This window comes from Thalassobacter sp. HA4-2, assembly GCF_055693705.1.
Genome location: NZ_JBVFUK010000001.1, coordinates 624,001 through 649,223 on the forward strand (window position 1 = coordinate 624,001; position 25,223 = coordinate 649,223).

The 25,223-nt window shown below is 63.0% G+C and carries 26 protein-coding genes and 3 pseudogenes; 18 read left to right on the top strand and 11 right to left on the bottom strand.

What is annotated here, in order from left to right; genetic code table 11:
• Positions 1-3: 3 nt before the first annotated feature.
• The 3 genes from ACZ1G0_RS03115 to ACZ1G0_RS03125 are packed head-to-tail and all read left to right on the top strand — an operon-like array spanning position 4 to position 1,667.
• Complete coding sequence (locus ACZ1G0_RS03115) at positions 4-567, top strand: DUF3833 domain-containing protein (protein WP_472735606.1); 564 nt, start codon at positions 4-6, stop codon at positions 565-567.
• Positions 560-1,303: an SDR family NAD(P)-dependent oxidoreductase gene (locus tag ACZ1G0_RS03120; RefSeq protein ID WP_472735607.1), complete on the top strand. Its 744-nt coding sequence runs from the start codon at positions 560-562 to the stop codon at positions 1,301-1,303. The genes ACZ1G0_RS03115 and ACZ1G0_RS03120 overlap by 8 nt, the downstream gene beginning before the upstream one ends.
• A gap of 58 nt (positions 1,304-1,361) precedes the next feature.
• On the top strand, positions 1,362-1,667 hold the full coding sequence (locus ACZ1G0_RS03125; protein ID WP_472735608.1) for a DUF3775 domain-containing protein: 306 nt from the start codon (positions 1,362-1,364) through the stop codon (positions 1,665-1,667).
• A 56-nt stretch (positions 1,668-1,723) separates the two neighbouring features.
• Here the strand turns inward: ACZ1G0_RS03125 and ACZ1G0_RS03130 are convergent, their stop codons facing one another.
• The 3 genes from ACZ1G0_RS03130 to ACZ1G0_RS03140 form a co-directional block, all read right to left on the bottom strand.
• The gene (locus tag ACZ1G0_RS03130; RefSeq protein WP_472735609.1) at positions 1,724-2,866 is read right to left on the bottom strand and encodes a saccharopine dehydrogenase family protein; all 1,143 of its coding nucleotides are present in this window, start codon (positions 2,864-2,866) and stop codon (positions 1,724-1,726) included.
• A gap of 66 nt (positions 2,867-2,932) precedes the next feature.
• Complete coding sequence (locus tag ACZ1G0_RS03135) at positions 2,933-3,979, bottom strand: saccharopine dehydrogenase (protein WP_472735610.1); 1,047 nt, start codon at positions 3,977-3,979, stop codon at positions 2,933-2,935.
• Between the two features lie 10 nt (positions 3,980-3,989).
• Entirely contained in the window at positions 3,990-4,637 is a 648-nt protein-coding gene (locus tag ACZ1G0_RS03140) for a histidine phosphatase family protein (RefSeq protein ID WP_472735611.1), read from the bottom strand.
• A gap of 130 nt (positions 4,638-4,767) precedes the next feature.
• Between ACZ1G0_RS03140 and fdhF the strand changes: the two genes are divergently transcribed.
• Together fdhF and ACZ1G0_RS03150 are read left to right on the top strand one after the other, a co-directional pair.
• Complete coding sequence (gene fdhF / locus ACZ1G0_RS03145) at positions 4,768-7,524, top strand: formate dehydrogenase subunit alpha (RefSeq protein ID WP_472735612.1); 2,757 nt, start codon at positions 4,768-4,770, stop codon at positions 7,522-7,524.
• A 108-nt stretch (positions 7,525-7,632) separates the two neighbouring features.
• Positions 7,633-8,472, top strand: a complete 840-nt coding sequence (locus ACZ1G0_RS03150; RefSeq protein ID WP_472735613.1) for a DUF3800 domain-containing protein — start codon at positions 7,633-7,635, stop codon at positions 8,470-8,472.
• Positions 8,473-8,637: 165 nt separating this feature from the next.
• Here ACZ1G0_RS03150 and leuC read toward each other — a convergent pair whose 3' ends face one another.
• Entirely contained in the window at positions 8,638-10,044 is a 1,407-nt protein-coding gene (gene leuC / locus ACZ1G0_RS03155; protein ID WP_472735614.1) for a 3-isopropylmalate dehydratase large subunit, read from the bottom strand.
• A 211-nt stretch (positions 10,045-10,255) separates the two neighbouring features.
• Between leuC and ACZ1G0_RS03160 the strand changes: the two genes are divergently transcribed.
• Complete coding sequence (locus ACZ1G0_RS03160; RefSeq protein WP_472735615.1) at positions 10,256-11,626, top strand: mechanosensitive ion channel family protein; 1,371 nt, start codon at positions 10,256-10,258, stop codon at positions 11,624-11,626.
• On the opposite strand, the gene ACZ1G0_RS03165 is transcribed toward ACZ1G0_RS03160, so the two are convergent.
• Together ACZ1G0_RS03165 and ACZ1G0_RS03170 are read right to left on the bottom strand one after the other, a co-directional pair.
• The gene (locus tag ACZ1G0_RS03165) at positions 11,590-11,796 is read right to left on the bottom strand and encodes a helix-turn-helix domain-containing protein (RefSeq protein WP_472735616.1); all 207 of its coding nucleotides are present in this window, start codon (positions 11,794-11,796) and stop codon (positions 11,590-11,592) included. The two genes, ACZ1G0_RS03160 and ACZ1G0_RS03165, sit on opposite strands and share 37 nt — an antisense overlap.
• A complete protein-coding gene (locus ACZ1G0_RS03170; protein WP_472735617.1) occupies positions 11,796-12,329 on the bottom strand; it encodes a hypothetical protein in 534 nt (177 codons plus the stop codon). Before ACZ1G0_RS03170 ends, ACZ1G0_RS03165 begins: the two co-directional genes overlap by 1 nt.
• A 69-nt stretch (positions 12,330-12,398) precedes the next feature.
• Between ACZ1G0_RS03170 and ACZ1G0_RS03175 the strand changes: the two genes are divergently transcribed.
• The 9 genes and pseudogenes from ACZ1G0_RS03175 to ACZ1G0_RS03215 all read left to right on the top strand — a co-directional run bounded on the left by ACZ1G0_RS03175 (position 12,399) and on the right by ACZ1G0_RS03215 (position 19,221).
• Positions 12,399-12,545 carry a hypothetical protein gene (locus ACZ1G0_RS03175; protein WP_472735618.1) on the top strand — a complete coding sequence of 49 codons (147 nt, stop codon included), beginning with the start codon at positions 12,399-12,401 and terminating at the stop codon, positions 12,543-12,545.
• Positions 12,542-12,904: a hypothetical protein gene (locus tag ACZ1G0_RS03180; RefSeq protein WP_472735619.1), complete on the top strand. Its 363-nt coding sequence runs from the start codon at positions 12,542-12,544 to the stop codon at positions 12,902-12,904. Before ACZ1G0_RS03175 ends, ACZ1G0_RS03180 begins: the two co-directional genes overlap by 4 nt.
• A 212-nt stretch (positions 12,905-13,116) precedes the next feature.
• Positions 13,117-13,536 (top strand): ribosome silencing factor, encoded by a 420-nt coding sequence (gene rsfS, locus ACZ1G0_RS03185; protein WP_472735620.1) that lies wholly within the window; start codon positions 13,117-13,119, stop codon positions 13,534-13,536.
• Between the two features lies 1 nt (position 13,537).
• Positions 13,538-14,005 (top strand): 23S rRNA (pseudouridine(1915)-N(3))-methyltransferase RlmH, encoded by a 468-nt coding sequence (rlmH, locus tag ACZ1G0_RS03190; protein WP_472735621.1) that lies wholly within the window; start codon positions 13,538-13,540, stop codon positions 14,003-14,005.
• 280 nt (positions 14,006-14,285) lie between these two features.
• A pseudogene (gpmI, locus tag ACZ1G0_RS03195) lies at positions 14,286-15,790 on the top strand (2,3-bisphosphoglycerate-independent phosphoglycerate mutase).
• Positions 15,787-16,908, top strand: coding sequence for a murein hydrolase activator EnvC family protein (locus ACZ1G0_RS03200; protein WP_472735622.1), 1,122 nt, complete (start codon positions 15,787-15,789; stop codon positions 16,906-16,908). The pseudogene gpmI and the gene ACZ1G0_RS03200 overlap by 4 nt, the downstream one beginning before the upstream one ends.
• Before the next feature lie 12 nt (positions 16,909-16,920).
• Positions 16,921-18,258 carry a S41 family peptidase gene (locus ACZ1G0_RS03205; RefSeq protein WP_472735623.1) on the top strand — a complete coding sequence of 446 codons (1,338 nt, stop codon included), beginning with the start codon at positions 16,921-16,923 and terminating at the stop codon, positions 18,256-18,258.
• Positions 18,255-18,727, top strand: a pseudogene (locus ACZ1G0_RS03210) (RNA pyrophosphohydrolase). Before ACZ1G0_RS03205 ends, ACZ1G0_RS03210 begins: the two are co-directional and overlap by 4 nt.
• On the top strand, positions 18,724-19,221 hold the full coding sequence (locus tag ACZ1G0_RS03215; RefSeq protein WP_472735624.1) for a hypothetical protein: 498 nt from the start codon (positions 18,724-18,726) through the stop codon (positions 19,219-19,221). Before ACZ1G0_RS03210 ends, ACZ1G0_RS03215 begins: the two are co-directional and overlap by 4 nt.
• Here ACZ1G0_RS03215 and pip read toward each other — a convergent pair.
• Positions 19,214-20,205 (bottom strand): annotated as a pseudogene (gene pip / locus ACZ1G0_RS03220) (prolyl aminopeptidase). The gene ACZ1G0_RS03215 and the pseudogene pip overlap by 8 nt on opposite strands.
• Before the next feature lie 63 nt (positions 20,206-20,268).
• On the opposite strand from pip, the gene ubiG reads away from it, so the two are divergent.
• Complete coding sequence (gene ubiG / locus ACZ1G0_RS03225) at positions 20,269-21,012, top strand: bifunctional 2-polyprenyl-6-hydroxyphenol methylase/3-demethylubiquinol 3-O-methyltransferase UbiG (RefSeq protein WP_472735625.1); 744 nt, start codon at positions 20,269-20,271, stop codon at positions 21,010-21,012.
• On the opposite strand, the gene ACZ1G0_RS03230 is transcribed toward ubiG, so the two are convergent.
• Genes ACZ1G0_RS03230 through ACZ1G0_RS03245 form a run of 4 tightly spaced genes read right to left on the bottom strand, consistent with a single transcriptional unit; the run spans position 21,009 to position 23,284 of the window.
• Positions 21,009-21,443, bottom strand: a complete 435-nt coding sequence (locus tag ACZ1G0_RS03230) for a MarR family winged helix-turn-helix transcriptional regulator (RefSeq protein ID WP_472735626.1) — start codon at positions 21,441-21,443, stop codon at positions 21,009-21,011. The genes ubiG and ACZ1G0_RS03230 overlap by 4 nt on opposite strands.
• 1 nt (position 21,444) lies before the next feature.
• On the bottom strand, positions 21,445-22,275 hold the full coding sequence (locus tag ACZ1G0_RS03235; protein WP_472735627.1) for a carbon-nitrogen hydrolase family protein: 831 nt from the start codon (positions 22,273-22,275) through the stop codon (positions 21,445-21,447).
• The gene (gene grxC / locus ACZ1G0_RS03240; RefSeq protein WP_472735628.1) at positions 22,275-22,529 is read right to left on the bottom strand and encodes a glutaredoxin 3; all 255 of its coding nucleotides are present in this window, start codon (positions 22,527-22,529) and stop codon (positions 22,275-22,277) included. The genes ACZ1G0_RS03235 and grxC overlap by 1 nt, the downstream gene beginning before the upstream one ends.
• Positions 22,530-22,555: 26 nt before the next feature.
• Positions 22,556-23,284 carry a double zinc ribbon domain-containing protein gene (locus tag ACZ1G0_RS03245; RefSeq protein WP_472735629.1) on the bottom strand — a complete coding sequence of 243 codons (729 nt, stop codon included), beginning with the start codon at positions 23,282-23,284 and terminating at the stop codon, positions 22,556-22,558.
• Positions 23,285-23,307: 23 nt separating this feature from the next.
• Here ACZ1G0_RS03245 and ACZ1G0_RS03250 point away from each other — a divergent pair, with 23 nt between their 5' ends.
• Together ACZ1G0_RS03250 and hemH are read left to right on the top strand one after the other, a co-directional pair.
• Positions 23,308-24,144 carry a methyltransferase domain-containing protein gene (locus ACZ1G0_RS03250; protein ID WP_472735630.1) on the top strand — a complete coding sequence of 279 codons (837 nt, stop codon included), beginning with the start codon at positions 23,308-23,310 and terminating at the stop codon, positions 24,142-24,144.
• A 4-nt stretch (positions 24,145-24,148) separates the two neighbouring features.
• Entirely contained in the window at positions 24,149-25,219 is a 1,071-nt protein-coding gene (hemH, locus tag ACZ1G0_RS03255; RefSeq protein WP_472735631.1) for a ferrochelatase, read from the top strand.
• Positions 25,220-25,223 lie beyond the last annotated feature (4 nt).

The following is a 25,223-nucleotide window of genomic DNA, read 5'->3' on the forward strand; positions in this document are numbered from 1 at the left end:
CCCATGGAGATGCTATTGATCCTTGTCGGCGCGCTGCTGATGGCTGCCGTGTTCTGGGCCCGCGCACGTTTTGCGTCTTTCTCGGCGCAGTCTATGTCCGACTACGTAGGCCAGGGCCCGGTCTTGGACATCCGCAAGGAATTGAACGGCCCCCTGCTGTGTGAGGGTGTGATCTACGGACCCACGGGGCGCGTCACCTCGCGCTTTGTGGCGGAAATGAATGCCACCTGGGACGGGAACGTGGGCCGCATGACCGAGCATTTCCGCTATGACAACGGCAACACTCAGGACCGCGAGTGGACCCTGACCCTTGGGGACGACGGTGAAATCACCGCAAGCGCCCCGGACCTGAAGGGCGAGGGCATCGGTTGGCAGGCCGGCCCCGCGGTGCAACTGAATTACAACATCATCTTGCCCGCAACCGCTGGCGGTCATACCCTATCGGTGACCGATTGGATGTATCAGGTCGAAAACGGCACGATCATGAATCGCAGCCAGTTTAGAAAGTTTGGAATAAAGGTGGCGGAGCTTGTGGCCACCATGAGGAAGGTCCCCCAAGATGCGTGATTTCAAAGGCAAAAACTACTGGCTGGTTGGCGCGTCCGAGGGGTTGGGCGCGGCCCTTGCCCACAAACTCAGCCGTGCCGGGGCCGAAGTCGTCGTATCCGCCCGGTCCGAAGATAAACTGAACGCCCTTGTGGCCGACCTGCCGGGCAAGGCACGCGCTGTGCCGGTGGATGTGTCGGACATGGCCTCTGTCAGCCAAGCTGCCGCGGATATCGGCCAGATCGACGGTCTGGTATATCTGGCGGGGGTCTACTGGCCGCAACCCGCGCAGGAATGGGACGCCGAACAGGTGGAGGCGATGTGCGACATCAACTTCACCGGGTGCGCCCGCACCGTGGGTGCCGTGGTCAAGGACATGGTTGCGCGCGACGACGGGCATATCGTTCTGACCGGGTCTTTGTCGGGATTTCGGGGTTTGCCCGGGGCCACCGGCTACGGCGCGTCCAAGTCCGGTGTCATGTGGCTGGCCGAGGGGATGGAATGCGACCTGCGCAACACCGGCGTCACCGTTCAGGTCGCCAACCCGGGCTTTATCAAGACCCGCCTGACCGACAAGAACGACTTCAAGATGCCGTTCCTGATGACGCCCGAACAGGCGGCGGACGAGATGTTTGATCTGATGTGCTCCGACGCCTTCAAGAAAAGCTTCCCCATGGCGTTTTCGTGGATGTTCCGCGCCAGTCAGTTCCTGCCCGACTGGGCCTACTATCCCCTGTTTGGCCGCAAGTCCGGTTGATCCGGGTCAAATCGCGCGCAAGGCAGTGTGGGGTAGTGTCACCTTAAAGGAGACCCCCATGGACCTGAACCCAAGCAAAATCATCCGCGTCATCGCCTTGGCGCGCGAGAACGAAAACCTGACCCTCGCCCGCTATATCAGTGGTATGAACAGTGATGAACAGGCGCAGCTTGTGGCGCTGATGTGGGTCGGGCGCGACAGCTTTGACGCCGACGACTGGGACGAGGCTGTCCTGACCGCCCGGCGCGAAAAGACCGCCCCGACCGAGGATTACCTGACATCGGACCCGCTGCTGCCCGACTACCTTGAAGACGGGCTTGAGGCGATGGGGATTTCCGTCGCCGATGCGGAAGGTGAACTGTAAGGTGTTTCGCACGCGTAACAATCAGTCAGCATAACTGACTGATTGTTCACACTTTATTAACCTGCCAAGTGGTCCACGACCTCTAGGTGCTGGGCGATCTGGCCGACCTTTTCCATGAATTCTGACACCAACGCCGGGTCGCTTGGGGCGGCTTGCACGCCGGGGGCCATGCGCCCGTCCAGCACCGCCTCGATGGCCAGGGACACCGGGATCGACACCAGCCGCGCCATGGCCGTGATGCCGTCCGTGCCCCATGCATCCATGGCGTAGGTCTTGTGGTAGACCGGTTGACCGTCCCGCTTGGCCTGCACGACAACGCACAGGACCACGCGGTCAGGCTCCCCTTCGTCATAGGCGTTCTCGGCCCAGAACTGGTCCGACATTTCCTTCAGCCGTGCCTCGCCAGCCGCGCCCTCCAGCGTTTCAATTTCCTTGAACACGGGGCCCCATGCTTCGGTCCAGCCGTTCAGGCGCAGTGTGCCGCGCACGAATTTGTCCACCGACCAAGCGGGGTCGAACCCGTATTCCGCCATGAAGGGGAGGCTGTCGCGGTTAGGGTATACCTCGAAACTCTCGGCCTCGGCCAAGGGCGCGGTATAGCTGCTGATGGCGTCCCAAGGGCGCGCCACGTCCAGCACCTGTCCGTTCTGGATCGACTTCGATGGCGACCGCAACGCCTTGAGCACGCCAAGGGGCGACCAGCTGAACTTGTATCGGAACGGGTTGGGCGTCTTGGGGATGCCGCCGCAATAGGACAGAAAGGTCAGGGTGTTGCCCGCGTCGAACGCACCGCTGGCCCGATAGTCCGTCACCAAGTGGTGGGCCATCAGGTGGTCAATCCCGGGGTCCAGCCCGACCTCGTTGACAAAGCACAGGCCCTTGTCGGCCGCCGCCGCGTTCAACGCCCGCATCTCGGGCGCAATATAGCTGGAGGACACGAAATGCGCCCCCGCGGCGAGGCATTTCTCGGCCACAGGCACATGCCAGTCGCCGGGCAGCATGGACACAACCACGTCACCGGCAGCTATGGCACCCGCCAGCGTGTCCAGATCAAAGTGTTGGATCCGATTGGTCAGATCCCCCACCGCCGCTTGCGCCTTGTCCACAGACCGGTTCCACACGGTAACGTCGTGCCCCGCCTCGATCAAGCGCCGCAAGCCCGGCACCGCGCTCAGGCCTGTTCCACACCAATGGATCATCTCGGACCCTCCCTTCCTCATTGTTCCAAAAATACCCTCGGGGGGTCCGGGGGCTGGCCCCCGGTCTCAAATATGTGCATCAAAGGTCGCTTTTGCGCGGCCCCAGACGCCAGCCTCGATGTCACCCAGTGTCAGTAAGCTGGGCAAGAGTTGATCTGCAAAGTCCTCGGACGATTCCGCCGGCAGCATGGACGGCAGGTTGTCGATCGCCATCACGTCCAGCGGCGGGTCATCGTGCACGCGCACCACCGGGTCGTCCCATGTGGTGGCACGGTCGTAGACCGGCACGGGGTTGTAGTCGCTGTCTGGGTCGCAGGCCACGTCCCCGATCACAGTCAATTTGCGCGCGGCGGTCTTGGCCGATGCGGGCACGAACACCGGACAACCCGGGCGGGCAAAGATGGAGTTGATGAAAATATCGTGGGCCAGAACCTCCGGAAAGGGCCCGCCGTGGGCGGTTTCGGCAATGTCCCATTTCGTCACGGGTACACCCATGGCCGTCATCAGGTCCGCCGCCCCGGTGCCCACGCGCCCCAATGCACCGATGATCAGGGCCGTGGGGCGATTGGTGCCCGCAGACACCAGTTGCCCTTGCAGATCGGCCAGCAGATGCGTGGCGCTGTCGCAGACACCCACCGCCCCGCATTGCGCGCCGCGCTGCTGGGCGATCCACGCCATCAGGCTCACGGCGGCGCCTGCGTAGCCCGCCCAGTAGCCGAAGGCCGCAACGCGCCGCCCGTCCGGGTCCACGAGGTATTCCAGATCGTACAGCGTCCCGCCCCCGGCCTTGAACCGGTCCAGCAGGGCTCGGCCCGACAGCTGTCCCTTGAAAGCGTGGCCGAACATGATGTGGCGGTGGCGCAGGGGGGTGCCGTCCTCAGGCAATTCTTTCAGGCCAAAGATAACGGCGTCCTCGGGCGCAGTTTCCCACGCCCATTCCGGCACGATTTCGGCCCCGGCGGCGCGGTAGCCGTCGATGGGGATCGCCCGTTGCGTGCTTTGCTCGACCGTGACGCGCAGGCCCGCCGCGATCAGTCTCGCGACGCCCTCGGGCGTGATGCCCACCCGTTGTTCGTTGGCGCGGCGTTCCGCGCGGACCCAAAGATGTGTCATGGCAGGCTCCTCAATAATAGGTGCGGAAGGGGGCGCGGTCGGGGTGGGCCAGATGGGGCACGCTGCCGTATTCGGCAACGTAGTAGCCACCGTGCAGGTGTTCGATCTGGTGCAGGGACGTGTTGCGGGTCTGCACAAGCAGCTTCATGTGGCCCGCGTGGGGCAGGTCCAGCACATGGCGCAGCACGATGGAAATGACGCCGGTCGAGGTGACGACAAGGCTGCGCCCGCCCTTTGCGGCAACATCCCCGAGGGCGTCAAGAATGCGTCCCTCGAACGCGGCATAGCTTTCTGGCACATCCGGCAACGCGTCGCGCCGCCAGTGGTCAAACACCTGATCCACGTGTTGGACAAAGCTTTCACCCGGTTCGGGGTGGGGGACGCCCGTCAGACGGTTTAGGGCATCGGCCAGCGCAAAATATCCCAGCTCGTTCCAGCGGGCGTCCACCTGCGCCTCGACCCCGATCCCATCGGCGGTTTCGCGGTGACGGCGCATGTCGCCGCGCACGATATGGTCGAAATGCGCTCCCGTGTCACGCAGGTGGTCGCCCAGCCAGCGGGCTTGTTTGTGGCCCACTTCGGATAGGCGGTCATAGCCCGCCTCGTCCGTTGCGCCTGAATTTGCCTGCCCGTGCCGGACCAAGATGATCTCTGCCATGTCGCCTCCTATCTGCGTCATGCCGCAGACGATCGGAAATGCCAATGGCGGAAACCGCGCGCGGCGGGTCGCCCATGGGCCTCGTGTCCGCCAGATTAGTCGCTAGGCTCATGCCAACGACCGGGAGAGTATGATGATCCGATTCACTTTGGATGGTGCGCGAGTAGAGGTGCCCGAGGGCACAACGATCTGGGAAGCGGCCCATGGGCGCGGCCTTGTGATCCCGCATCTGTGTCACAAACCCCAGCCCGGTTATCGCCCCGATGGCAACTGTCGGGCTTGCATGGTCGAGATTGAGGGAGAGCGGACCTTGGCCGCGTCCTGCATCCGCGAACCCGCCGAGGGAATGGTGGTCCACACCGATACCGAACGTGCGACAAAGGCCCGAGCCATGGTGGTCGAGATGCTGGTGGCCGACCAGCCTGACCGCGACGTGGCCCATGATAAGTCCGCGCATCTGTGGGATATTGCAGACCTGAATGGCGTGACCGAAAGCCGCTTTCCCAAGCTGGAAGACGGTCGCATTCCCCTGCTGGACGACAGCCATGTGGCCATGTCCGTGAACCTGGATGCCTGCATTCAGTGCGGGTTGTGCGTACGTGCCTGCCGCGAGGTTCAGGTCAACGACGTGATCGGCATGGCCGGGCGCGGGGCGGACAGCTATCCGACCTTCGACTTTGCCGACCCGATGGGCGACAGCACCTGTGTGGCCTGTGGCGAATGTGTGCAGGCTTGCCCTACCGGTGCGCTGATGCCCTCTACGGTCGTGGACGCGGATCAGGTGGGCGACCGGGCGGACTACGACGACGAGGTTGAGAGCGTCTGTGCATTCTGCGGTGTCGGATGTCAGATCTCCATCAAGGTCAAAGATGGTAAGGTAAAGTACGTCGAGGGCATCAATGGCCCGGCCAACGAGGGCCGTTTGTGCGTCAAAGGCCGGTTTGGCTTTGACTACATCCACCACAACCACCGCCTGACCAAACCCCTGATCCGCCGCGACGATGCGCCCGCCAAGGGGCTGAACGTGGACCCCGGCAACCTGCTGACCCATTTTCGCGAGGCAACCTGGGACGAGGCACTGGACGCCGCGGCTCGGGGCCTAAAGGGCCGCGGGCGCGAAGTTGCCGGTTTCGGATCTGCCAAATGCACCAACGAAGAAGCCTATTTGTTTCAGAAATTTATCCGCCAAGGGTTCGGCCACAACAATGTCGACCATTGTACCCGGCTATGTCATGCCTCCTCCGTTTCGGCCCTGTTGGAAAACGTGGGTTCCGGCGCTGTGACGGCGACCTTCAATGAGATTGAAAACGCTGATGTGGCCATCGTCATCGGGGCCAACCCCATCGAAAACCATCCTGTCGCCGCGACCTACTTCAAACAATTCACCAAGCGCGGCGGCAAGTTGATCGTCATGGACCCCCGCGGTCAGGCCCTGAAACGCTTTGCCACCCACATGCTGCAATTCCGTCCCGGCGCCGATGTCAGCATGTTGAACGCGATCATGCACACGATTGTTGAAGAAAACCTTTACGACCAGCAATACATCGACGCCTACACAGAAAACTGGGAGGCCGAGAAGGAACACCTGGCCGCTTTCACCCCCGAAAAGATGAGCGAAATCTGTGGGATAAGCGCGGAAGAACTGCGCGCCGTGGCCCGGACCTTTGCCGGTGCGAAGGCCGCGATGATTTTCTGGGGCATGGGTGTCAGCCAGCACATCCATGGCACGGACAACTCGCGGTGCCTGATTTCTCTTGCGCTGATGACGGGGCAGGTGGGGCGACCGGGGTCTGGCCTGCACCCCTTGCGGGGTCAGAACAACGTGCAGGGCGCTTCGGATGCCGGTTTGATCCCGATGTTCTTGCCTGATTATCAGACGGTTACCGATGATGGGGTGCGGTCTGCGTTTACGGATGTCTGGGGGTCCGGGGATTTCAGTGCGGAAAAGGGGCTGACGGTCACGGAAATCATGGACGATGTGCACGCGGGCAACATCAAGGCGATGTATATCCTTGGCGAAAACCCGGCCATGTCGGACCCGGATGTGGATCATGCGCGAGACGCTCTGGCGATGTTGGATCACTTGGTCGTGCAAGACATTTTCCTGACCGAAACGGCGAATTACGCCGATGTGATCCTTCCTGCCAGCGCGCTGTACGAAAAGTCCGGCACGGTCAGCAACACAAACCGGCAGGTGCAGATGGTGCGTCCCGCCGTGACCCCTCCGGGGGAGGCGCGGCAGGACTGGTGGATCGAGACGGAGTTGGCCAAGCGCTGCGGCTTGGACTGGACCTACGCCGATCCGTCCGAAGTGTTTGCCGAGATGGCTATCAACATGAAATCGCTGAATAACATCACTTGGGAGCGGCTGGAGCGGGAGGCAGTGACCTACCCCAGCCTGTCACCCACGGACCCCGGTCAGGCGGTCGTTTTCGGTGACGGTTTCCCCCGCCCCGAGGGGCGCGCGCGGTTCACGCCTGCGGATGTGATCGCCCCGGACGAGACGCCAGACGCGGATTACCCGATGATCCTGACCACGGGGCGGCAGTTGGAGCATTGGCACACCGGGTCCATGACGCGGCGCGCGACGGTGCTGGATGGGCTGGAGCCGGAGGCGAATTGTTCGTTGCATCCCTCTACGTTGCGGAAATTAAACGTAAACCCGGGCGGCATGGTGCGATTGTCGACACGGCGGGGCACGGTAGAATTGCTGGCCCGCGCGGACCGCGCGGTGGCCCCGGACATGGTGTTTTTGCCCTTTGCCTACGTCGAGGCGGCGGCGAACCTGCTCACCAACTCTGCCATCGACCCCTACGGCAAAATCCCCGAGTTCAAATTCTGCGCGGTGAAGGTGGAGAACCCAGAGGCCCAAATCGCCGCCGAATAGGGGGTGTCACCCGGCGTGCACCCCCTGTGCACCCCCGTGCATACGAGGGAGGGGGTGAAACTGCGCTGGTATCTCTGCTAGTTCTGGCAGTAGTCTTGACCGATGAGGATGAGTAAGTTCTACGCCTACATCGATGAAGCTGGAGGCGAGGGCTTCGGAAAGCTCAAGACTGCACGTTGTGGAGGGCAGTCTCGATGGTTCGCATTGGGTGCGGTGTTGGTATCCGACCAGAATGATATCAACCTACCTCGATGGCGTGACGAAGCGCTCCAGCTTTTTAAACACAAAAAGCATGATATCCATTTTAACAAGCTGAAGCATGAACAAAAAGTCGCTCTGTCTAGGCTGTTGTGTCGAAAGCCCTTCGGCGTTGCCACTGTATGTTCTGATAAAGTTGAAATCACCAACCTGAGACCGACGCTGTACGCAAAGTACAAAGAAAAAGGGCATCTCTATAACTACCTTACTCGATTTCTTCTGGAGAGGCTGACCTCCGCATGCGCTGCGAAGGCCCGATTGGATGGTACCCAAGCTCAACTGGAGGTAACATTTTCGAGGCGAGCAGGAACGGATTATGCGGTCATGCGTGACTACCTGTTCCTTATGCGCGATGGCAGAGAAAAGTTGCAGCCGACCCGCTCTATAGATTGGTCAGTTTTGAATCCTGAGGACATCAAGGTTGAAAACCACAGTAAGCGAGCAGGCCTTCAGTTAGCTGATGTAGTGACCAGCGCAACTTATGCTGCTCTGGAACCGAATCTTTATGGCGACGTCGAAACTAGGTATGCAAGAGCGCTGGCAAAGCGATTTTTGAGTGAGACGAAAACTATCTCAAATTGTGGACTTACAATAGTCCCTAAGTCGTCGTCTTTTAAGGACATACCTAACCAGCTATTGATTGATTTGGAAAAAGCTGCGGGCTCCCGGAGTCCTGATCCACGTCGCTAAGAACGCTGCTGCCCAATAGGCCACCCGAACTAAGCCCGGCGCATGCCCGCTCTCACACCATAGGACTTTTCAATTAAAAAGTCCATAAGGATGTGGTTGCTGAGCTATCGGCAAAATAGGCCACCCCCATCGGAGCGGCCTTTGGTCTGTCAACAGTCTGAGCGCCTACATCAACTCCCGCACGTCCGTCAGTTTGCCGGTGATGGCTGCCGCTGCCGCCATGCCGGGGGACATGAGGTGGGTGCGGCCGCCTCGGCCTTGGCGACCTTCGAAGTTGCGGTTGGACGTGGCGGCACAGCGTTCGCCGGGTTTCAGCTGATCGGGGTTCATCGCAAGGCACATGGAGCAGCCCGCGAGGCGCCATTCGAAACCGGCCTCTTTGAAGATGTCGGCGAGGCCTTCTTCTTCGGCTTGGGCGCGGACGAGGCCGGAGCCGGGGACGACCATCGCGCGGATGCCGTCCTTTTTCTTCTTGCCCTTCAGGATTGCGGCGGCGGCGCGCAAGTCTTCGATACGGCCGTTGGTGCAGGACCCGATAAAGACCGTGTCGATCTCCACCTCCGACAGGGGCGTGCCGGGCTCCAGCCCCATGTAGGCGAGGGACCGGGCGGCGGCGTCGACCTTGCCGCCGGTGAAATCACCGGGTGCGGGGACGGTGGCGGTGATGGGCAGCACATCTTCGGGCGAGGTGCCCCAAGTGACCACGGGGGCGATGTCTTCGCCCTTGATCGTGATGACCTCGTCCCAATGGGCGTCGTCGTCGGAATACAGGGTTTTCCACCACGCCACGGCGGCCTCCCACTGGGCGCCCTTGGGGGCGTGGGGGCGGCCTTGGCAGTATGCGAAGGTCTTCTCGTCCGGCGCGATGATGCCTGCGCGTGCGCCGCCTTCGATGGCCATGTTGCAGACAGTCATGCGCCCTTCCATGGACAGGTCGCGGATCGCCTCGCCACAGTATTCGATGACATAGCCGGTACCACCAGCGGTCCCAGTGCGCCCGATGACGGACAGGGTGATGTCTTTGGCGGTGACACCGGGGGCAAGCTTGCCGGTGATCTCGACCTTCATGTTTTTAGATTTCTTCTGGATCAGGGTCTGGGTGGCCAGCACATGCTCTACCTCGGAGGTGCCGATGCCGTGAGCCAAGGCCCCGAAGGCCCCGTGGGTCGCGGTGTGGCTGTCGCCGCACACAACGGTCATGCCGGGCAGGGTCCAGCCCTGTTCGGGGCCGACGATGTGCACGATTCCTTGGCGGACGTCGGACACGGGGTAGTAGTGGATGCCGAAATCCTTGGCGTTCTTGTCCAGCGCCGCCACCTGAATAGCCGAATCCTCGGTCATGTTGGCGGGGTCCTCGCGGCCCGGAGTTGTGGGCACATTGTGGTCCGGTACGGCGATGGTCTTGTCAGGCGCACGAACAGAGCGTCCTGTCATGCGCAGACCCTCGAAGGCTTGCGGGCTGGTGACTTCGTGCACCAGATGTCGGTCGATATACAGCAACGTCGTGCCGTCCTCGGCCTCATGTGCCACGTGGGCGTCCCAGATTTTGTCGTAGAGCGTTTTGCCGGCCATGGTGTGGTCCTCGGTCTGAATAAGGGGAAGGGTGGGTGCGGCGCTAGGATAGGCGCGCAGTCACCCCAAACGCCCGGCCAAAGAAGCGCCAAGGCAGGAACGCGTGGTCCGATATGTCGTAGATGCGTTGCATTGGGCACCGTTTACCCGGGCCGCGCGTGGGTCGCAAGATGCGCGTGCATGTGGCGGCGGGCTATGGCACGTTGCGTCCATGGAAGAAATCGAAACTGCGGACGAGGCGGCCCAGGCCGAGGTGCCCCCAGAGGCGTTGGATGAGGTGATTGACGTGGGCCAGGCCCTGCTGGGTCAGGTCGATAGTCTTTTGAATCTGCTGTGGCGACCCTGGAGCCTTTATCAACTGGTGATCCTTGTGGCCGTATTCATTGCGGCCCACCTGCTGCGCACAGGGTTCGGCCCCCGGCTGCGGGCGTGGATGGCGGCGCGCGAAGGCTGGCCCACGTGGCGGATGCGGGTGCTGGTGGTGGTGCACCGGCGGCTGCGTCACATCTTTTTCGTGGCGCTGCTGTGGGCGGTGGTCTTGTTCATGCGGGAGTATACGTGGCCTTCGCGGTCCTATTTTCTGGGCATCGCGGCGACCCTGACGACGGCGTGGCTGGTGGTGGCCTTTGCCTCGCGCCTTGTGCGGTCGGCCCTGCTGCGCCAAGCGGTGCGCTATGGCGCGCTGATTTACGTGACCCTGTACATCCTTGGCATCACCGAAGAGGTCGCCCGCGTTCTGGACGCCGCCGCGCTGGAATTCGGTGCAGTGCGCATTTCGGCGCTTTTGGTGGTGCAGGCGGTGGTCGTGCTGGGCTGTCTGCTGGCGCTGGCGCGGTTTATCACGGTCACGACCAGCCAAAGGGTGCAGCGGAATGAGGACATCAGCCCGTCCATGCGCGTGCTGATCGTCAAACTGGTTCAGGTCGGTTTCTACGCCGCCGCCTTCTACATTGGGGTGCGGGCGCTTGGGATTGACCTGACAGGGCTGGCGGTTCTGTCGGGGGCCATCGGGGTCGGGCTGGGGTTCGGCCTGCAAAAGGTGGTATCGAACCTTGTGTCCGGGGTCATCATCCTGCTGGACAAGTCGATCAAGCCCGGGGACGTGATTTCGCTGGGCGAGACTTTTGGTTGGATCCAGACCTTGGGCGCGCGCTATGCCAGTGTGGTCACCCGCGACGGCAAGGAATACCTGATCCCGAACGAGGATCTGATCACGGGCCAAGTCGTCAACTGGTCCCACTCAAACGAATTCGTGCGCCTCGATATCCATTTCGGCACCGCTTACGACAATGACCCGCATCTGGTGCGGCGCTTGGCGATCGAGGCTGCGGCCGGTGTCCCGCGCGTTCTGTCCGACAAGGCCCCCGTCTGCCACGTGGTTGGCTTTGGCGACAGCAGCGTGGACTACATCCTGCGGTTCTGGATAAAGGACCCCACAGGCGGGCTGACCAACATTCGTGGCGCAGTGTTTCTGGCCCTGTGGGATACGTTCAAGGCCAACGACATCTCGATCCCCTTCCCGCAGCGCGAGGTGCGGATGCTGGGTCAGTCCTCCACCGATTCCAGCAAATCCCCCGGCTGACACTCCAGCGCACGGCATAGGGCGGACAGGGTCTCGAACCGTATGCCCTTGACCTTGCCCGATTTCAGCAGGCTCAGGTTCTGTTCAGTGATGCCGATTTCTGCGGCCAAGTCCCGGCCCTTGCGCTTGCGCAGGGCCATCATCACGTCGAGGCGGACAATGATCGCCATTACACAAAGGCCTCGTTTTCGGCCTGCGCTGCAGCGGCTTGTCCCATGACCCAACCTATCAACAGCATCAGCCCCCCGGCCAACAGCAGGCCGACCTCCCCTTGGGACAGGGCCACGGTAAAGGCCCGTTGCCCCGGTGGGTTGGCGGCGGTCAGGGCAAGGACGTTGAGGGTATAGCCCACGATACCCCAAACGCCAGCGGCGATCAGTCCCTGCGCAATGCGGATGATATGGTGCGCGCACCGGGGGCTTAGGGTTTCGGCCCGGGCGTAGCAGGCGAACAGGCCGCGCATGTGCCACAGGATCGACAGGGCCAAGGCAACGCTGATCGTCAGCACGGTATAATGAACCGCGATGGCCCACGGCGCGAGGGGCAGTGTCATCTGCACCCCCGCGAAAGCCTGCGGGATCTGTTCTGGCGCGAGGTGGCCGTAAACAGCGCTCAGGCCAATGGCCAGCGGCAACGCCATCAGACAGGCGTTGGTGGCCCACCAAAGGCCCGTTGCGACGCGGGTGACACGGGTCATGGTCATGCGGTTTCCTTTCAAATCGTGTTTAATTAATGTAAAACAATAAAAAATGATTCGAACAAGGTGAGAATGATGCGATACATACTCGTGCCCCTGCTTTGTGCAGGCTGCGCTTCGGTCAATCCGGTCACTGCGTGGCAAGTCTCTCGACTGGATCCCCTGACAGCGGACCCGGCGGATTTTGCCGTGCGCGTGGCCGTACCTGCGGGGGGCACTTGATCGAAGGAAGCGCCTATCTCGACCTCAACGCCACACGCGACGATCCGCCTGCGGTGTCCAACGCACGGTACATTTTGGCCAGTGAGGGTCAAAACTGGGCCATAGCCGCCGACGATTGGCCCCGGATGCGCGCGCAACAGGCCCAAGTGCGCGGGTGGAAAGAGGACGGCTCAGGCTCAGGCAGTATCAGCGTGAAGGTCGACCTTTGTGCCACCGATCAAGGCCCCGCCCCAGACTCGACCTTTGGCATTGATCTGCAAATCGAGGCGGGCGGCGCATTTTTGCCGTTGATTCAAAATGCCCCCCTGTCGTCGCTGGGTGTCGATGCCTTCCCACCGTGTGACGCCGTGGCAGGCTAGGGTGCGGCTTCGCTGCTCCGGGTGCGCCTGCCCGCGCTACGCGTCCAGCATGTGGTTGCGTTGCGCTGTGGGGGCTGGACTCTTGGGGCGCAGGCCCCCATACGGCGCGCTGATTGTTGTCCGGCGGCCCATATGGTGCTATGTCTGGGCAGACCCGGCGCCGGGGTGTGGACAGGCGCGCATATCAGGAGGGATCGACCCTGTCTGGACACATGTCCGCCGCCGACGCTTCGGCCGCAACACCCGCAAACACCAAGCCCAGCGTGGACACCCTGCTGGCCGCTGTTCTTGAAAGCCTGGACGCCGACAAGGCCGAGGATGTCGTTCAGATTGATCTGCGCGGCAAGTCCTCGATCGCCGATCACATGGTGGTGTGCTCTGGCCGGTCGTCCCGGCAAGTGGGCGCGATCTCCGAAAAACTGGCTGACAAGCTGAAGTCCGAGCTGCGGGTCAAGACCAAGCTGGAGGGCAAGGGCGCAGGCGACTGGGTTCTGGTGGATGCGGGCGATATCATCGTGCATGTCTTCCGCCCCGAAGTGCGCGAGTTCTACCAGCTCGAAAAGATGTGGCTGGACCCATCTGACCTGCCAGAGCCACCCAAGTCCGACCCACCCACGGCCGAAAACTCCTGACATGCGCGTCCACCTCGTTGTGGTGGGCCGGTTGCGTAAAGGGCCTGAAAAGGCCCTGATCGACGACTACCTTGACCGCTTTGGCAAAACCGGGAGGGCTTTGGGCCTTGGCCCGGTGTCAGTTTATGAGGTCGAAGCGAAAAAGGGCGGTATGGGGGCAGAGGCAGAGGCCCTGCGCGCCCGCATCCCCAAGGGGGCTGCGATGTGCGCTCTGGACGAACGGGGCGAGGTTATGACCAGCCCCACCTTCGCGGACAAACTGGGCGCTTGGCGCGATCAAGGGCGGGGCGATGTGGCATTCGTCATTGGCGGTGCGGATGGGATTGACCCCGGTCTGCGGGCCGAGGCGGATCAGCTTTTGTCTTTTGGGCAGATGGTCTGGCCCCATATGCTGGCGCGCGTGATGTTGGCCGAACAACTCTACCGCGCAGCCTCGATCCTTGCGGGCAGCCCCTACCACCGGGTCTGAAAGGCCACGCCTGACCAAAATGCGCGGCTGCGCCGCACGGGATTATTTTGGGTGGGGGCGCTGCCCCTCGCGTCTGTGACGCGCCCCCGAGGGTTTTTTGGCCCAAAGAAGCGGGGCGATGTGTCCGCAAGAACCCCGCGTTCCTTTTACGGGACACCCCCTGACTTCATTGGGTTCCAAATACCCCAATCCCCTGTTTGCCAAGGGCTGTGCCCCAAACAGCGCCGCACCCCGTAGGGCGGGACTTGTCCCGCCGCCCGGCTTGGGTCAGAACGGTGCCATGACCAAACCTGTAGTGCTTTGTATTCTCGACGGCTGGGGCATTTCTGACCGGCCCGAGACCTCCGCCCCCGATGTTGCCGCGACCCCAACCATGGATCGCCTTTTGTCCACGTGCCCAAGTGGCACCCTTGTGACCTACGGACCTGACGTGGGCCTGCCCAAGGGGCAGATGGGCAACTCCGAGGTGGGGCACATGAACATCGGCGCGGGGCGCGTTGTGGCCATGGATCTGGGCCAGATTGATCTGGCCATCGAAGAGGGGTCCTTTGCGACCGCCCCTGCCTTGCTGGACTGGTGCGCCAAGTTGAAGGAAACGGGCGGGACGGCCCATCTGATCGGCGTCATCTCGGACGGCGGGGTCCATGGGCATATCGAGCATGTTTTGGCGGCCTGTCACGCGGTCACGGCCCAAGGGGTTCCGGTGCAGTTGCATGCTATCACGGACGGCCGCGATGTGGCGCCGAAATCGGCGCTTGGCTTCTTTGAGACGTTGATGGACCGCTTGCCCGACGGGGCCACTGTAGGCAGTGTCACCGGGCGTTATTGGGCCATGGACCGCGACACGCGGTGGGACCGGGTGCAGCGCGCCTATGATGCGATGGTGCTGGGGCAGGGGGCTATGGCAGACACGCCTGCGGCCGCAATCCAGCAAAGCTACGCCTCGGATGCGGCGGATGAGTTCATTGCCCCGACTGTTCTACCCGGCCACCGGCCCATGGCGGACGGGGACGGGGTCTTATGCCTGAACTTCCGCGCTGACCGCGCGCGCGAGATTCTGTCGGCGCTGGCGGACCCCGCCTTTGATGGGTTCGCGCGGGACAGGCTGGACCTGCATATGCTGGGGATGGTGGATTATTCCGCCGCCCACAACGCCTTCATGTCCACGGTCTATCCCAAGCGGCAGGTGGAAAACACGCTCGGCGCTTGGGTCGCAAAACAGGGGCTGACCCAGTTTCATCTGGCCGAGACGGAAAAATACCCGCATGTCACCTTTTTTCTGAACGGCGGCAAAGAGGCGGCGGAGCCCGGCGAGGATCGGTTCATGCCCAGATCTCCCGCCGTGGCCACCTATGACTTGCAGCCAGAGATGTCGGCGGGCGAGGTGACAGATCACTTCGTGGCGGCCATCGAGGCGGGCTATGACCTGATCGTGGTGAATTACGCCAACCCCGACATGGTCGGGCACACCGGCGATCTGGCGGCCGCTGCCAAGGCCTGCGAGGCGGTGGATGCGGGTCTGGGCCGCGCGCTGACCGCACTGGAAAAGACCGGCGGTGCCATGGTGGTCTGCGCCGATCACGGCAATTGTGAAACCATGGTGGACCCGGACACGGGCGGGCCGCACACGGCGCATACGTTGAACCCCGTCCCCGTGGTGGTCTGGGGTGCGCCGCCCGGTGCAAAGGTGCGCGACGGGCGGCTGGCGGACCTTGCGCCGACGGTGCTGGACCTGATGGGTATTGCCCCCCGCCCGAGATGACGGGGACGACCCTGCTGTCATGATCTGGCGCGCCGTCCTTTTATGCGTGGCCTTGGCCCTGCCTGCCGCAGCGCAGGATAGGTTGGGTGACGTGGACCGCACCGCCCGCAACGCGGCGCAAGCCCTGATCGACGCGGGCGATCTGCTGGAGGCGGCGACCCTGGCCTCCGACCGGGTAGCCGCGCTGACGCAGACCGTGCGTGCCTACGAGACCGGCCTCATGGCCCTGCGCAGCGGGATGCGGCAGGTCACCTTGCGTGAACGCAGCCTTGCCCAGACCTTCGACACCCGCCGTGACGAGATTGCGACCCTGCTGGGTGTGCTGTCCACCATGGAACAGGCCCCGGCCCCGTTGCTGTTGCTGCACCCCTCTGGCCCCATCGGGACCGCGCGGTCCGGTCAGATGATCGCAGAGATCACGCCGGCCTTGCGCGCCCGGGCCGAGGCGTTGCGCATTGATCTGGAAACTCTGGCCGATCTGCGTGCGCTACAGTCCAATGCGGTGGCGACCCTTGAACAGGGGCTTGCGGGGGTCCAGCAGGCGCGGATTGAACTGGGGGCCGCCCTCGCCGAACGCCGCGCGCTGCCACAGCGTTTCGTGAACGACGGGGCCGCCATGTCCGCCTTGATCCAGAACGCCGATACGCTGTCGGGGTTTGCGGACGGTCTGATGGATCTGCCTGCGGGGGACGCGCCCGAGGCGCGTGATCTGTCCGCGCTGCCCCTGCCCGTGGCGGGTCAGGTAATCCGACGATTTCAGGAACGTGACGCCGCTGGCGTCCGCCGCCCCGGCTGGGTGGTGGCCGCGCCGCAAGGGGCGCTGGTGTCCACGCCCGTGCGCGCCTCGGTCCGGTATGCCGGACCGCTGCTGGACTACGGAAAAGTGATCATCCTTGAACCCCAGCAGGGGGCGCTGATGGTTTTCGCGGGGCTGGCCGAGGTCTATGGTCAACCGGGTGACATCCTGCCCCTTGGGTCCCCGATTGGGATCATGGGCGGGGCGTTGCCCACGGTTGACGACTTTTTGACCGAAATGCAGGACGGTGCTGGCATCGGCCGGACGGAAACGCTTTATATAGAAGTAAGAGAGGCCGGAGGGCCAGTGGACCCATCCCAGTGGTTCGCGCAAAGCCAGAGGTAGGACGAGACCGATATGAAGAAATTTTTCATGGCCGCAGCGGCGGGCACCATTCTGGGCGCTGCCGCGACAATACAAATCGCAGGCCCCTTGCTGGCCCAAGAGGCCGAGCGTGAGGCGAATGTGTACCAACAGCTGGACCTGTTCGGGGTGATCTTTGAACGGATCCGCGAATTCTATGTCGAGGATGTGGACGAGGCGGAATTGATCGAGGCGGCGATCAACGGGATGCTGACCTCCCTTGATCCACATTCCAGCTATCTGCCGCCCTCAGCTTTCGAAGATATGCAAGTCGACACGCGCGGCCAGTTCGGTGGCCTTGGCATCGAGGTCACGCAGGAAGAGGGCTACGTCAAAGTCATCACGCCGATGGACGGCACCCCTGCGTTTGATGCGGGCGTCGAGGCGGGCGACTTCATCACCTCGGTGGATGGCGAGAACCTGTTGGGCCTGACCCTGCAAGAGGCGGTGGAGTTGATGCGCGGGCCCGTCGGCTCCACCATCAGCCTGACCATCATCCGCGAGGGGCTGGAAGAGCCGCTGGATCTGGAGGTCACCCGCGACGTGATCCGTCTGACTGCGGCCCGCGTGCGTACCGTGTCCGATACGATCGTGGTGCGCGCGACCACCTTCAACGACCAGACCGTGCCCAATGTGCAAGAGGGTCTGGCCCGCGAGATCGAGGCCGCTGGCGGACTTGAGAACGTGAACGGCATTGTGCTGGACCTGCGCAACAACCCCGGTGGTCTGCTGACGGCGGGTGTGCGTCTGGCGGATGCGTTCCTTGAACAGGGCGAGATCGTGTCCACCCGGTCCCGCGATGCGGGCGACGGGGAACGGTTCAACGCCACACCCGGCGATCTGGTGGACGGTCTGCCCATGGTGGTGCTGATCAACGGCGGCTCCGCCTCTGCCTCGGAGATTGTGGCGGGGGCCTTGCAGGATCACCGCCGTGCGGTCGTCGTAGGGACCAAGTCCTTTGGCAAAGGGTCAGTGCAATCGGTCATGCCGCTGCAGGGCAATGGGGCCATGCGCCTGACCACCTCGCGTTATTACACGCCGTCGGGTCGGTCGATCCAAGCGCTTGGCGTCTCTCCTGACATTGTTGTGCGCCAACCCCCACGCACGCCCGAGGTTGAAGGCGAGGAAGAGAACCAGCGTCCTCAGCGGTCCGAGGCCGGGCTGCGCGGCAGCCTGTCCAATGACAGCCTGTCCGAGGATGAACGCCGTCAGGCCGAAGAGGAGCAAGAGCGCGCCGAACAAGCCGCCGAGCTGCGCAACGAGGATTACCAGCTGGCCTATGCGGTCGATATCCTCAAAGGCCTGTCGGCCATCGACATCGCCGCGCAATGACCCCTGAACAGGTCGCGGCTCTGCCATATCGCCCCTGCGTCGGGCTGTGCCTGACGCGCGGGGGGCGGGTCTGGGCGGGCGAACGGATCGACACCCCCGGGGCATGGCAAATGCCCCAAGGGGGATTGATCCGGGCGAAACGCCCCAAGCGGCGGCCTTGCGCGAACTGACCGAGGAAACCAGTCTTGCGCCCGATGATGTGCACTTGGTCGGGGCAACGGCCGACTGGCTGACGTACGATCTGCCCGTTGAACGGGTGCCCACCATCTGGAAGGGCCGCTACCGGGGCCAGAAACAGATGTGGTTCCGGTGCGAAATGCTGGCCGATGACAGCGCCGTGAGTATCGACACGGACCACCCGGAGTTTGCCCGCTGGCAGTGGATGGCGGCCCCCGATCTGGTGGACGCCATCGTGCCATTCAAGCGGGATCTTTACCGCGCGGTTTTGGCAGAGTTCGATTTGCTATGAGGTGGCTGGCCCTGATCGCAGCCCTCGCACCGATGCAGGCACAGGCCCTGTCTTGCGCACAGCCATCCGTCAGGTCCAGCTTTGGATTTTTTGACCGGGCCGAGCAAACCTACGTCGTGTTCCACGGCGATATCGTTTTGCCCAAGGGCGCACGGATGCAGGCCGACCGTCCCGACCCACATGATCTGGATGCGATCAACAATCGACAAGGATACGAGGTGCGCGCGCAAATGGTCGGGCACCTTGCGTCCCGGGCAGGCTTCCAGACAGCGATTGAGGCGCCTGTGACGATTGCTGTTGGCTGCGCGGCGGCATGGTGCGGCAGCACGCCCTCGGGCGAGGTGCTTGCCTTTGTGGAGCGGGAAGACGATGGCGGCTATCGGCTGTCGGTGGGGCCGTGCCCCGGTGCGGTGTTTCGGCCCGATGAACAGACGTTGGACGCCGCCGTCCGGTGCATAAAAGGGCGCTGTCCGACGGATGGCCTCATCAGATAAGCCGAAGGGACTGCACCCGGGCTCCGGCCCGGTCCATGGCGCGCACCAACTCTTCGGTGATGCCCGGTTCCGACAGGGCGTGCCCTGCTTTGTCCACCATGCGCAGATTGCCCAAGGGCCAAGCCTTGGCCACCCGTTGCGCCGACAGAGGCGGGCAAATCATGTCGTAGCGGCCCTGTACGATCACGCCGGGAATATCCTCGATCCGGTGAATGTTGGCAAGGATCCAATCGTCCCGTTCCAGCCAGCCCTTGTTGATGAAGTAGTGGTTTTCGAGGCGTGAGAAGGCGCGTGCGTATTCCGCCGGGCTGTCCCCGGACACGCCCCCCATCGCCATGGACGCCAGCGCGTTTTCCCAAGATGCCCATGCCCGCGCATAGCGGGTTTCCACCATCAGGTCGCCGGAAAACAGGCGCTTGTGATAGGCGGCGATGAAATCGTCCTGCTCTGTCTCCGGGATCAGGGACTTGAAGCGCGCCCATTGGTCGGGCCAAAACTGTCCCGCCCCGCCGCCGTAGAACCAGTCCAACTCTCGCTGCATCATCAGAAACACGCCACGCAGGGCGATGTAGCCCACATGGGCAGGGTGGCTGATGGCGTAGATCAGGGCCAGCGTCGCCCCCCAACTGCCGCCGAAAACCGCCCAACGGTCAATGCCCAACTGGCTGCGGATCGTCTCGATATCGCCCACCAGATGCCACGTCGTGTTGGCGGTGGTGCTGGCGTGGGGGCGGGACCGGCCACAGCCACGCTGATCAAACAGGATGATGCGCCACACTGCCGGATCGAAATACCGCCGCATGGCCGGGCTGCACCCACCGCCCGGACCGCCATGCAGGATCACCACGGGTGCGCCGTTCGGGTTGCCGCATTGTTCTACATAGATGGTGTGGCCATCGCCCACTTCGATCATCCGCTGGTCAAACGGATCAAGGGGGGATACAGAAACGACTGTGCGCTCTTTTGGCTCGGGTTTCGGTCCATAATTGCCCTATATAGCCTTGCGAGGCGTTATGCCCATGTAATGAGCAGCAGAAGGGGAAGTCCATGACCACCAGTACCGTCGACGCACATGAAATCGAAAAATTCCAAGCCATGGCCGCCGAATGGTGGGACCCGAACGGCAAGTTCAAACCCCTGCACATGCTGAACCCTTGCCGGTTGGACTACATCACCAACCAGATCGCCATGGAGTTCGACCGCGACCTGACCCAGCCCACGCCGTTCAAGGGCCTGCGTATTTTTGACATTGGCTGCGGCGGTGGTCTGTTGTCCGAACCCATGGCGCGCCTTGGGGCGACCGTGGTGGGGGTGGACGCCGCCGCGCGGAACATCCCCGTGGCACAGGCCCATGCGGAACAATCGGGCCTGGAGATCGACTATCGCCACACCACCGCCGAGGATGTGGCCGCCAGTGACGAGGAGCGTTTCGACGTGGTCCTGAACATGGAAGTGGTGGAGCACGTGGCCGATCCGCAAGGCTTTCTAGTCGCTTGCCAGCAGTTGCTGAAACCCGGTGGGCTGATGGTATGTTCGACCCTGAACCGTAACCCCAAGTCCTTTGTCATGGGGATCATCGGGGCGGAGTATGTCATGCGCTGGTTGCCAAAGGGCACCCATGATTGGCGCAAGTTCATCACGCCGGACGAGCTGTTCGAGTTGATCCGGGGCGCAGGGTTGGAGCCGGTGGACCGCAAGGGGTTCCAGTTCAATCCGATCACCTGGGGGTGGAAGATCTCGGACCGCGATCTGTCCGTGAATTATGTCACCGCCAGCACGAAACCCGCCTAGGATTTTGCAAAGCGCTGGCGCACGGCGCGCAGGACAGGCACTGCAGAGCGGACCTTTTCCTTGCCGATCTCGTCCACAGCGTCGGCCATTATGGGCATGATCGCTGCCAGCGCGCTGTCGCGGGCTGCGACGCCTGCGGTGCTGATGGCCACCAGCTTGCGTCGGGCGTCGTCCCAATCTGGGCGGATGTGGATGTGGCCCGCGGCCTCCAACTTGTTCAGGGTGTTGGTCATCGCCCCGCGCGTGACGTGAAACGTCTGGGCCAGTTGGGCGGGCGTGCGTTCCTCGCGCGTCTGTGCAAGGTGGTTCAGGACGGCAAAATGGCTCAACTCCATCCCCTTGGGCAGCATTTTGGTCAGGCGGTTGCGCACAAGTTGTTCGCCCATCAACATCTCGGAAAATAGGGCAATCGTCAGGGGGTCGGGGGTCATTTCACGGGCCTTGGTAGCGGGCGGTACTGGTCAAAGAGGGTACCCGCGTGCGGGCATCCGCCACGTCGTCCGGGTCGATATCTACCACATAGACCCCGGGGTTAACCTTTGCGTCAAGGCGCACATCGCCCCATGGGCCGATCACCATGGAATGGCCATGGGTGCTGCGTTGGCGGCCACGTGTGGTGGAGTGGGTGCCGGTTTGTGCCGGTGCAATGATAAAGCTGCCGGTCTCGATGGCGCGGGCGCGCAGCAGGCTTTCCCAATGGTCCGCTCCCGTGACCGGAGAGAATGCGGAGGGCACAGTGATGATCCCGGCCCCCGCCTGCGCCAGATCGCGGTAAAGGTGTGGGAACCGCAGGTCGTAGCAAATTGTCAGACCCACTTTACCCCAAGGCGTGTCTGCCGTCACGGCGCGGTCCCCGGGGCGATAACCGTCGCTTTCGCGGTAGGTCTCGGTTGCGCTGACGGCAACGTCGAACATGTGGATCTTGTCATAGCGGGCCGTGATCTCGCCCCAAGGATCAATCAGGTAGGATCGGTTGGCAAAGCGTCCATCCGGGTCGTCGGTCTTGATCGCCAGCGACCCGATCAGGACCCATACACCGTGTTTCGCGGCGGCCTCTTGCAGGGCAGGCAGGGTCTTGTCGTGGGCCTCCAGCTCCAGCACCTCCGTTTGGCGGGTGCGGCTGGCCGAGATGCAGTTTGTCACCTCGGGCGTCAGGACCCACTCTGCCCCCTCTGCCACCGCCGTGTCCACGGCGGCCAGTGTCGCCGTCAGGTTCGCCGCCGGATCATCGGACGCCGTGCACTGGATCAGCCCCGCACGCATCAGCCCGCCAGCAGGGGGTCAAGCTTGCCAGCACGCTCCAAGGCGAACAGATCATCGCAGCCGCCGACGTGGGTTGTACCGATGTAGATTTGCGGCACCGTGTGGCGGCCCGTGCGCTGCATCATCGCTTGCTTCAGGCTGGCGTCCCGGCTGACGTCGATCTCGGTAAAGGCCACGTCCTTTTGGGTCAGCAGGCGCTTGGCCGCGTGGCAAAAGCCGCACAGGGGCGAGGTGTAGATTTCAACGGTTTGCATATGGGGCCACCTTTCGTGTGTTGGCCTTATATAGCCCCCTCGCGGTGGGGTGCAACGCGGGCCACAACGCGCACCTCGACCCGGTCCGCCCCTGCCTGCCAGACTTGCGCGGCGCAGGCGCGCAGGGTCGCGCCCGTGGTGTAGACATCATCGACCAGGACAACCTGCGCCCCGCAGAGCGCGTCGGCTTGGCCCAGTGTGATGGCGTCTGCCAGCAACGCGTCCCGCTGGGCGAGGGACTTGCCGCGCAGCATGGGTGTGGGTTTTGGGCGGCGCAGGGCGTCGGGCAGATAGGTCGCGCCTGTCTGTTCCGCCAAGGCCTGCGCGACAAGGGCGGCCTGGTTGTACCGCCGCCTGACCCGCCTGCGCCAATGCAGCGGCACGGGTACAATGCAGGTGCGCCTGTCCCAGCCGTCCGTGCCCTTGCGCGCAATGAACCGGGCCAAGTGGGGGGCAAGCTCCGTCCGGTCCCCGTGTTTCAGGCCCAGCACCAGATGCCGCGCTTTGCCGTCGTACAGGAAAGGCGCTGCGGCCCGATCCCATGGCGGCGGTGTCCGCAGGCAGATATCGCAAAAGGAGTCGTGGCCGTCATCGGCCCCCGGCAAGGGCAGGGCGCAGCCAATACATTGGGGACCCAGCACCACGGGCGTATCCTTGCGGCAGTCGGGGCAGAGGCCTCCGTCCTCCATCATACGCGCCTCGCACCCCATGCAAGTGGGCGGAAAGAGTAGGCCAAGCATGGTTTGCAAACCCATCGGTTTCTCCTATCTAGCGGGCCATGAGTGATGCACCCGCCCTGACCGACCGCCATGCCCTGGCCTTGCACCGCGCCCGCGCAGGGGGCGAAGGAGCGTGGTTCCTGCACGACGAGGCGATCTTTGAGGTCCAAGAGAGACTCATCGACGTTAACAGAACGTTTACGGACATTGCGATTGTGACAGGCGCGCCCGGTATCTGGGGCGCGGCCTTTCCCGGGGCGAAGGTGGTGCCTGATGACGAAACGCTGGATCTGGCCGAGGCGTCGCATGATCTGGTGATCCACGCTATGTGCCTGCATTGGGCGGACGACCCCGTGGGCCAGATCATCCAATGCCGCCGCGCCCTGCGCCCCGACGGGCTGTTCCTGTCGGTGTCCTTCGGCGGGCAAACCCTGCACGAGTTGCGCACAGCCCTTGCCGAGGCGGAGGCGGCGGAGCTGGGCGGTCTGTCCCCCCGCGTGGCCCCCATGGGCGAGATCCGCGATCTGGGCGGTCTGTTGCAGCGGGCAGGGCTGGCCCTGCCGGTTGCGGATATCGACAGCCGGACGGTCAGCTACCGCGATCTGCTGCACCTTGCACGCGATTTGCGCGCCATGGGGGAAACAAATGCGCTGGCCTCCCGCCATCGCCGCACGCCGCCCCGTGGTCTTTTCGCCCGCGCGGCCCATATCTATAGCCAAGCCTTCCCGGCAGGGGAGGGGCGCATCGCCGCCACGTTCGAGTTTCAGTTCCTGACGGGCTGGGCCCCCTCTGCCGATCAACCCAAACCGCTGCGCCCCGGGTCCGCCCAGACGCGGCTGGCCGATGCCCTTGGCACGGTCGAGTTCGATAAAAATGCCAAACCATTGGCGGAGTGAGATGATGAAAGACAGTGCCCTGCCCATGACCGACGTGACGCCCTTGCCCCACGCCCCCAGCGATCACCCAAAGGTGCGTATGGGTAAAGTAGGCATTCTGCTGGCCAACCTCGGAACGCCGGATCACTACACGTATTGGCCCATGCGCAGGTATCTGAACGAGTTTTTGTCGGACCGTCGCGTGATCGACTACTCGCCTTTCATCTGGCAGCCCCTGTTACAGTTGATCATCCTGACAAAGCGGCCCTTTAGCTCTGGCGCGGCGTACAAGTCGATCTGGAACGAGGACAAGGGCGAAAGCCCTCTGGCTACGATCACCAAGGCCCAGACCGCCGCCATGGCGCGCCGCATGGCCGAGCAGTTCGGTGACCAAGTGGTCGTGGATTACTGCATGCGCTACGGGAACCCGTCCACCAAGTCAAAGGTGGATCAGATGCTGGCGGCGGGCTGCGACCGGATCCTGTTCTTCCCGCTGTATCCGCACTACGCCGGTGCGACCTCCGCCACGGCGAACGATCAGTTTTTTCGCGCGCTGATGACGCCCAAGTGGCAACCGTCCGTACGCACGGTGCCTGCCTACTACGAAGAGCCCGATTATATCGACGCCCTCGCCAAGTCGGTCGAGACCGCCTATGCGAACATCGAAAACCGCCCTGACATTTTGGTGTGTTCCTACCACGGGGTGCCCAAGCGTTACCTGATGGAGGGCGATCCGTACCATTGCCAGTGCCAAAAAACGACCCGTTTGCTCAAGGAACGGCTCGGCTGGGACGACACCCAGATCATGACCACCTTCCAGTCCAAGTTCGGACCGGAGGAGTGGTTGAAGCCCTACACCGTCGAGGAAGTTGCGCGCCAAGCCGAGGCGGGCAACAAAAAGATCGCCGTGATCGCCCCTGCGTTCAGCGCCGATTGCATCGAAACGCTGGAAGAGATCAACGAAGAGATCAAGGAAAGCTTTGAAGAAGCAGGCGGCGAAGAGTTCACCTACATACCTTGCCTGAACGACGACGACGCGCATATGGATGCGCTGGCGCGGATCGTGACGGACAACCTGAAAGGTTGGTTGGACTAGCCAG